Genomic DNA, 8054 nt, shown 5'->3' with positions numbered 1-8054 from the left:
CCCTGGGGTTGACGTAGCCGAGCAGGGACAGGCCGATGTACGTGGCGTTGACGGCGATCGAGAAGGTGATCACCACGTCCATCAGGGAGCCGGAGACGAACGCCCGCCGTACGGTCGCCATGGTCGTCTTGTTCAGGCGCTCGGCCGCTCCGGCGAGATCATCGCGGCGCCGCGCCAGGGCTCCGATGTTCTGCAACGTTCGCATCCCTCGGAAGCTGTCCAGCACGACGGCTCCGAGTTGGTTGCCGGTGGCCACTGCCTCGTCTGCGCCTTCCTTGGCGAACAAGCCCGCGATCCGCATGTTCAGCGGGATGAGGAGGCTCGACAGCAACAGGATCACCGCGGCCGGCCATTGCACCGCTGCTGTGACGAGGAAGATGACGGCCATCGATGCAGGAGCGGACAGGCGCTGAGGTAAGGCCTGGGAGTGATAGTCGGCGACATCGTCCGTCAGCTCTACGGTTGCCATGGTTGCCGTCGCGGCGTCCGGTTCAGTGCGACGCTGGCGGGAGGGCAAGAGCGCGCTCACGAGACGCTGCCGAATGGTGGTGGCGATCCGCCGGCGGCCCTCGGCCTGAAACCTTGCGGCCCGCCAGGACGATCCCGCTGCCAGGAGGCCTCCGGCCACCAGGACGGCCAGTTCAGGCCAGCTGGGTCGGGCATGGTGCGTGAAGACACCTTGCGCGACCCAGGCGAGCGCTGCCCATTGAACGATGGTGAACACCGTCTCCAGGGCCTGGTACAGGGCAGCCCGCCGCAGCGAGGCGCGCCCAGGTGCGACGGCGGCAGCGAGCCACCTCCGAGGCTCCTCGGACAGCGGGTCGGCGGGCGGCTTGGCGCGACCGCCGTGCTCAGACATCGCGGTTGATTCTGCGTTCGTCGATGATCCAGGCGGCACCGCCGGTCAGGGCGATGAGAATCGTGGCGATGATGGTGAGCAGTTCGGTGTGGTACTTGGGGTAGCCGGAGAACACCCCCTGGCAGACGAAGTACAGCGCGAAGGCGACGATGACGCCGACGATCGTCAGCAGCGTGACGGTCAGAAATCGACGGACGCTCATCGCCTTCGGTTGCCGCGACGAGGCTTGGTGTTCGGCGGTCATAGGTGGCTCCTCAGCCCCGGGTTGGGCAGGTCGCGGCCGCCCGAGCCGCTGTCGAGCTTGCCCCTGAAGGTGTGGTGGGCGAACCAGTTGTAGAACAGGATCAGCGGCACATTCAGCCCGATGCCGACGATGAGGAAGATCAGGGTGTTCTGCGGCGCGGCCGTGTTCGCGATGGTGAGGTCCGGCGGAGCCAGGACCGGGTAGCGAGCCACGACCAGGGCGATGATCACTGCCACGGCTGCGATGGTCAGGCCGGCGAGAGGCAGGCCGTCGTACCGAGAAGCCCGCCGCAGCGTCACCAAGGTCATCATCACGCCGACCACCGCGAACAGCAGCAGTCCGGCAAAGCCGATGGCGCGTCCGGGGCTGTGCAGGTTCAGCGGCGCGGCCGTGCCGTTGACGGCCACAAGACAGGCCACGGTCAGCACTGCCGCCAGCCCTGCGAGGACCACTCCGCGGCGTCCGGCGCGGGCGCGCAGCTCGCCGGTCGCCTTCCACTTGAGGTACGCATAGCCCAGTGCCATGTAGCCGCACGTGACCGCGGCGGCCGTCAGTACGGAGTACCAACTGATGGCTCCGAAGGCAGAGCCGGAGAACGCGCCGCCCACCACGGTCAGGTTCATGGTCAGGGTGCCGACGGCGACGCCTTGCGCCAGCGCGGCCGTCAGCGAGGCGATGCCGAATGCCCTCTCCCAGCCGACTGCGGGCGGCGCTTGGGAGGCCATCTCGACGCTGATCCCGCGAACGATGAACGAGAACAACAAGACGATCAGCGGGAGGTAGGTGTGGGGCAGCATCGTCCCGAACGCCAGCGGGAAGCCGGCCCACAGACTGACTACCAGCAGGATGATCCAGGTCTCGTTGCCGTCCCAGGCCTGGGCGACCTGTTCGAGCATCTCCCGGCGATGGCGACGGTCGCGCTCGAACAAGGTGGCGACGCCGACGCCCAGGTCATAGCCGTCGAGGACGACGTACATCAGCAGGCACAGCAGGATGAGGAAGAACCAGATGAACGACATCAGCTCAGACCTTCCTCGCTAGCGAGCGCGGGAACGATCCGGTCCGGGCTACGGGACGGAACCTGCGTCGTGTCGCTGTCGGCTGGCCGGTCCACGTAGTCCGGGTGGTCGCGTTCGGGCCCGATCCGCAGGGACCGGACGATGTAGACGATGTAGGCGACCAGCATCACCAGGTACAGCAGGGAGAAGCCCAGTACGGAGAAGAGGATCTCGCCCGACGCCAGGTGGGAGACCGCGGCAGAAGTCCTGAGCAGGCCGAACACGACCCAGGGCTGGCGACCCGTCTCCGCGAGCACCCATCCACCCAGGACGGCGACGATGCCGGCCGGCGTGGTCCAGAGCAGGTACTTGTGGAACCGTCTGGAGGTCCAGAGCTTGCGTCGGAAGCGCAGGATCGTCGCGTAGAAGAGGGTCCCGAACATCCACAGTGCGGCGAAGAACATCGCCCGGAATCCCCAGAAGACCGCGGCCATGTCCGGCCGGTCCGCGGTCGGGGTGAGATCGAGCGGAGGGTTGGCCGTCTTGCAGCTCAGGTCCCCGTAGAACGCGCTGCCGACGCACGGGATGGACAGTTCGGCGATGTTGCGCTCGGCCTGCTGGTCGGGGATCGCGAAGAGTACCCAGCCCGTGTTCGGCGTGGTCCAGTTGCCCTCGGCCGCCTCCGCCTTGGACAGTTGCGCCGGAAAGACGTGCCCGGCGACCTGGTCACCCATGAAGACCTGGGCCGGGAGCAGGATCGCCGCCACACCTAGCGCGATGGATACCGAGCGACGCGCGAACTGCAGCGCTCGTCCCTTGACCAGGTAGTAGGCCCCGATGCCGGCGATGAAGAAACCGGCGGAGATCAGGACTCCGAGCACCATGTGCGGCCACCGCCACAGGAACGACGGGTTGAAGATGGCGTCCACCCAGTTGGTCGGCTGGAACTGACCGTCGTGCAGCGCGAATCCGCTGGGCGTCTGCATCCACGAGTTGGCGGCGATGATCCAGGTCGACGACAGGATGGTTCCGATCGAGACCATCACGGTGGCCGCGAACAGGGTGCCCTTCCGGACCCGGCCGTCGCCGTAGAGCAGGACGCCGATGAAGCCCGCTTCCACCGAGAACGCGGTGACGACCTCCATCCCGATGATCGGGGCGACGATGGGGCCGGTCTGCGCGGCGTACGGGCCCCAGTTGAGCCCCATCTCGAAGGTGATCACGATGCCCGCGACCACCCCGATCGCGAACCCGACCGCGAAGATCCGCCGCCAGAAACGGAACATCTGCAGGTAGACGGGCTTGCCGGTCCGCCAGTACAGGCCGTACACGACACACAGGAAGATCGATAGTCCGACGGTGATGGCCGGGAAGGTCATATGGAAGATCACGGTGATGGCGAACTGCCACCTCGACAGATCGAGCAGGCTCATCGTCGCCCCCGCTGGTCGGAATCGTTGGGCACAACGATGTCCGGAGGTGGCGGCCGGTGTCGTCACCGCCAGCGGCAACCTCTCCTACCGGCTACCGGTAAATGCCGAGGTCCGCTGGCAGCAGGAGGGCGGTGTCATCCCGCCAAGGGTTTATCGATCCAAAGCCGGGGTGATCCGGCCGGTCACCGATCCGAGGCCGATGCGCGAGCCATCAGGCTTGGCGGCCCAGCCGGTGATCGTGACCTCGTCGCCGTCCTGGAGGAAAGTGCGGTCTTCGCCCTTCACTGTAAGGGGTTCGCGACCGCCCCAGCTGAGCTCGATGAACGATCCGCGCTGGTCCTTGTCCGGGCCGCTGACGGTGCCGGAGGCAAACAGATCACCGGTACGGATCGAGGCGCCGTTCACCGACAGATGAGCAAGCATCTGGGCCGGCGACCAGTACATGTCCTTGTACGGCGGGCTGCTGACCAGCTCGCCGTTCCAGGAGACCTCGAAGGTGATGTCGAAGTTCGTCAGGTCATCGCCGGCCAGGTAAGGCAGAACCGCCGGCTCTTGGCGGCCGAGTGGGACCTTGGTGGCCTTCAACGCCTCCAGCGACACCACCCAGGGGGAGATCGAGGTCGCGAAGGACTTGCCGAGGAACGGTCCGAGCGGGACGTACTCCCAGGCCTGCAAATCCCTTGCGGACCAGTCGTTCACGAGCACCACGCCGTACACGTGATCCTCGAAGGCACCGACCGGAACCGGCTTGCCGAGCGTTGACGGGCTGCCGACGACGTACCCGAGCTCCACCTCGATATCGAGCCGCTGCGACGGCCCGTACTCCGGTGCGTCGGCCCCCGGGGGTTTCCGCTGGCCCGAGGGGCGGACGATATCGGTGCCGCTGGCAACGACCGTGCCGGCCCGGCCGTGGTACCCGACGGGCAGGTGTTTCCAGTTCGGCAACAGCGGTTCGGCATCCGGGCGGAACAGCCGGCCGAGGTTCGTCGCGTGCTGCTCGGAGGCGTAGAAGTCGACGTAGTCCGCGACCTTGAACGGCAACTGCATGGTGACCGCGGACTGCGGGATCAAGTGCGGTTCGACCGCGTCCCGGTCGTTCTCGTTCTGAACCAGGTCGAGCAGCCACTCGCGGGTCGCCCGCCAGGCCGGACGTCCGAGCGCGAGGAAGGCGTTGAGCGTCGGCTCGGCGAACAGTTGCGAGCCGTCCAGCATCTGCGCCGACGCGACCGGAGCCAGGTCGATCACCAGGTTGCCGATCGCTGCTCCCACCCGGGGCTCCTGGTCGCCCAGCCGGAACACGCCGAGTGGCAGGTTGTCTGGTCCGAACGGGGAGTCCTCGGGGATGTCGATCCAGGTCACGGTGCCTCCAGCAGACCGAGTGCGGTCAGGTCGTGGCGGGGTTCGTCGATGCTGCAGGAGCCGAACGAGGTGAACCACCGGCGGGTGCCGCCGGCCTGCTCGTCGGACAGCCCGCTCGCTGTGGCCGCGAGTCTTTCACCATCCCGATCCTCGAGGATCGCGGCCACCTCGTCCTGGCTCGCGCCGTCCAGCGAGGCCCGGGTGGCGAGCAGGACGTTCAGGAAGCCGTGGTGCTCGAATCCGGTGTCTGGCGCTGTATGTCGTACGGCGTTGTGCAGCCCGGCCGTGCACTTGAAGGCGACCTCGCGGTCCAGGCAGGCGGTGACGAACGCCGCGATCTGGTCTGCCGACGGGAACAGCGACGGGTCGAGGCCGCCGGTGCGCAGCTTGGCGGCGTACCCCGCGTCTGCCACCACGTCGAGCGCCCGCTCCCAGGCGCCGTCGAGGCCGATCTCGACGAAGGCGGTTTCCTCGTCCAGGCAGTCGTCGCAGGCGCGGACCACGCGGAGGGCGTTGCGGGACAGGTCCTCCTCGGCCCGGAGCCGGACCTCGATCGCCTTGACGGTGACATCGGCGGAGCGGTCGCCGTACTTGATGACCGGCTCGATCCCACCGGCGCCGCCGGTGATCACCACGGCGACCTCGAGCGGCCCGTCGCCGGCGCGCGAGGCCTCGGCGGCGACCTTCATCAGGTCGTCATCGGTGCAGACGAACGGACCGACCAGATCGGCGTACTCCGACCGCAGGTGCACCCGGTGGGCCGGCACCGCCTCGACCAGGGGAAGCTCCCCGGGGGGGAACATCGCGGCGTCGTCGACCAGGTGCCGGAACAGCACAGGGATGGTTGACATGCTTGCGAGCCTAACGGATGCTTTCGGTAAGCGGACACAAGCGTCCGATAATCGGTGCAAGTAGTTCGGAAGAAGGAGTCATGGCGTACTACCGGCAGGTCGGGCAGGTTCCGCCCAAGCGGCACACCCAGTTCCGCAAACCGGACGGTGGGCTGTACTACGAGGAGCTGATGGGCGAGGAAGGGTTCTCCTCGGACTCGTCGCTGCTCTACCACGCGGGCGTGCCGTCGGCGCTGGTCGACTCCCAGATCTGGGAGTTGCCGGATCTCGCCACCACGGCCAACCACCCGCTGACGCCACGGCACCTGAAGCTGCACGACCTGTTCAAGTCGGGCGTGGACAACAACCCGGTCGAACACCGCCGGCTGGTGCTCGGCAACGGCGATGTCCGGATCTCGTATGTCATCGCCTCGGAGGTCTCGCCGTACTACCGCAACGCGATCGGCGACGAGTGTGTCTACATCGAGAAGGGCTCGGCGACCGTCGAGACCGTCTTCGGTGTACTGCCCGCGGCCGAAGGCGACTACGTGCTGATCCCGCGAGCCACCACCCATCGGTGGATCCCGGGCGCGGACGGAGTACAGGCCTATTGCATCGAGGCCAACAGTCACATCTCCCCGCCGAAGCGGTACTTGAGCCGGTATGGGCAGTTCCTCGAACATTCGCCGTACTGCGAACGCGATCTGCACACGCCCGGTGAGCCGTTCGTTGTCGAGGGCAATGATGTCGAGGTACTGGTGAAGCATCGCGGCAACGGGCCGAGCGGCATCGTCGGCAGCCGGATGACGTACGCGACGCATCCCTTCGACGTGGTCGGCTGGGATGGTTGCCTCTACCCCTACACCTTCAACGTCAGCGACTACGAGCCGATCACCGGCCGGATCCACCAGCCGCCACCGGTCCACCAGGTCTTCGAGGGCAACAACTTCGTCATCTGCAACTTCGTACCGCGGAAGGTCGACTACCACCCGCTGTCGGTGCCGGTTCCGTACTACCACTCGAACGTGGACTCCGACGAGGTGATGTTCTACTGCGGTGGCGACTACGAGGCCCGCAAGGGCTCCGGCATCGGCCTGGGCTCCATCTCCCTCCACCCCGGCGGCTACGCCCACGGCCCCCAGCCGTCCGCGATCGAAGCCTCCCTCGGCGCAGACCACTTCGACGAACTAGCCGTCATGGTCGACACCTTCCGCCCCCTGGAACTCGGCGAAGGCGGCGCGGAGGTAGACGACGGCGTCTACGCCTGGACCTGGGCCGGCCGCCGAACCAACTGACCCAGTACTACGCGCACGCCGGCGCGGACGGTTCGTGGGTCGGCGAATTGTGGTTCATGGGTGGGTGGATGTGGTTCGTGGGTTTCGTAGGTGTGGGTGGTTCGCGTCGCCGGGCTGCGTGATGGTGCTAGTCGCGGTGAGGTGAGTCAAGGGCGCTTCGCGGCGCCTTCGGCGATCGAACGAGTTCGACCCTTGACACACCTCACCGCGACCAGGGAAGGACGCAGCTACGCCCGGAGCCGCTGAGAAGTACGGCCACAAGTTCAGGAACTACGTCGGGGCGGGGCCGAACGCCTTCCACGGTAAGGAACCCGGCGATTTCATCCGCCGCCGGCCGAATCTCGGGCAGGTTGTCGGACCTTGAACACCAAATCGGGGCCTCGGACAACAAATACCTTGTCCGAGGTCCCCACTACCTGTCCGAACCCCCGACTCAATCACCGCCCCGGTCCCAGGCGAACCACCTGGCGGAACGAGCACACCACCAGGCGGACCAGCCGGTGGACCGTGCGGCCGATAGCGGGTTGCTCGACCGATAGCGTCCTACAGACCGGCATCGGTCCAACGACCCGGCATCCACCCGGGCGCGCCTACCGCCGATAGCGGGTTGTTCGACCGATAGCGCCCAGTAGACCGGTATCGGTCCCACAAGCCGTCAGCTGGCGGAACCGCGCCACTGCTCGACGCAAGGCCCACCGCCCGGCCCCACCCGGACCTACAGAACCCGCCGAAACCACCCGGGAAACCGGTTACTGGATAGGTTTTCGCGACTTCTGTAGGTCTGGATGGGGCCACCTCGGAACCGGCGCCACCCGGGCCGCCGGAATCAGCGGAAGTGCCGAACACCTCGCACGAACCACCCGGGCGGACGGGATCCCCTGATGCAGCTCATACTTCTGCGCGGGATCCGCGTAGCTGCGTCCTTCCCTGGCCGAGGTGGTGGGTGTCAAGGGTCGAACTTGTTCGAGCCCGCAGGGCCGCGAAGCGCCCTTGACACCCACCACCTCGGCTAGCACCATCACGCAGCGGAGACCGC

At 66.9% G+C, this 8054-nt stretch carries 7 protein-coding genes; 1 reads left to right on the top strand and 6 read right to left on the bottom strand.

The genetic code is table 11. The annotated features are described in order from the left end of the window. From VFG33_RS28300 to VFG33_RS28275, 6 genes are all read right to left on the bottom strand, one after another. The coding region (locus VFG33_RS28300) for an ABC transporter transmembrane domain-containing protein (protein WP_325056021.1) at positions 1-859 on the bottom strand (859 nt) is incomplete at its 3' end. After that, positions 852-1103 carry a hypothetical protein gene (locus VFG33_RS28295; RefSeq protein ID WP_325056020.1) on the bottom strand — a complete coding sequence of 84 codons (252 nt, stop codon included), beginning with the start codon at positions 1101-1103 and terminating at the stop codon, positions 852-854. The genes VFG33_RS28300 and VFG33_RS28295, both read right to left, overlap by 8 nt. After that, entirely contained in the window at positions 1100-2122 is a 1023-nt protein-coding gene (locus VFG33_RS28290; RefSeq protein WP_325056019.1) for a cytochrome d ubiquinol oxidase subunit II, read from the bottom strand. Before VFG33_RS28290 ends, VFG33_RS28295 begins: the two co-directional genes overlap by 4 nt. Then, positions 2122-3534: a cytochrome ubiquinol oxidase subunit I gene (locus VFG33_RS28285; protein WP_325056018.1), complete on the bottom strand. Its 1413-nt coding sequence runs from the start codon at positions 3532-3534 to the stop codon at positions 2122-2124. The genes VFG33_RS28290 and VFG33_RS28285 overlap by 1 nt, the downstream gene beginning before the upstream one ends. A 150-nt stretch (positions 3535-3684) precedes the next feature. Next, positions 3685-4893 carry a fumarylacetoacetase gene (fahA, locus tag VFG33_RS28280; RefSeq protein WP_325056017.1) on the bottom strand — a complete coding sequence of 403 codons (1209 nt, stop codon included), beginning with the start codon at positions 4891-4893 and terminating at the stop codon, positions 3685-3687. Beyond that, positions 4890-5744 (bottom strand): hypothetical protein, encoded by an 855-nt coding sequence (locus tag VFG33_RS28275; protein WP_325056016.1) that lies wholly within the window; start codon positions 5742-5744, stop codon positions 4890-4892. Before VFG33_RS28275 ends, fahA begins: the two co-directional genes overlap by 4 nt. Positions 5745-5824: 80 nt before the next feature. Between VFG33_RS28275 and VFG33_RS28270 the strand changes: the two genes are divergently transcribed. After that, entirely contained in the window at positions 5825-7018 is a 1194-nt protein-coding gene (locus VFG33_RS28270) for a homogentisate 1,2-dioxygenase (RefSeq protein ID WP_325056015.1), read from the top strand. Positions 7019-8054 lie beyond the last annotated feature (1036 nt).

This window comes from Kribbella sp., from assembly GCF_035687465.1.
In the GTDB taxonomy this organism is placed as follows: Bacteria; Actinomycetota; Actinomycetes; order Propionibacteriales; family Kribbellaceae; genus Kribbella.
This window is presented reverse-complemented; position numbering and strand designations above follow the sequence as displayed.

Bases quoted from the DNA above. Each gene is read 5' to 3' on its own strand.
- VFG33_RS28295 (WP_325056020.1), bottom strand. From the start codon at position 1,103: ATGACCGCCGAACACCAAGCCTCGTCGCGGCAACCGAAGGCGATGAGC.
- VFG33_RS28290 (WP_325056019.1), bottom strand. From the start codon at position 2,122: ATGTCGTTCATCTGGTTCTTCCTCATCCTGCTGTGCCTGCTGATGTAC.
- VFG33_RS28285 (WP_325056018.1), bottom strand. From the start codon at position 3,534: ATGAGCCTGCTCGATCTGTCGAGGTGGCAGTTCGCCATCACCGTGATC.
- VFG33_RS28275 (WP_325056016.1), bottom strand. From the start codon at position 5,744: ATGTCAACCATCCCTGTGCTGTTCCGGCACCTGGTCGACGACGCCGCG.
- VFG33_RS28270 (WP_325056015.1), top strand. From the start codon at position 5,825: ATGGCGTACTACCGGCAGGTCGGGCAGGTTCCGCCCAAGCGGCACACC.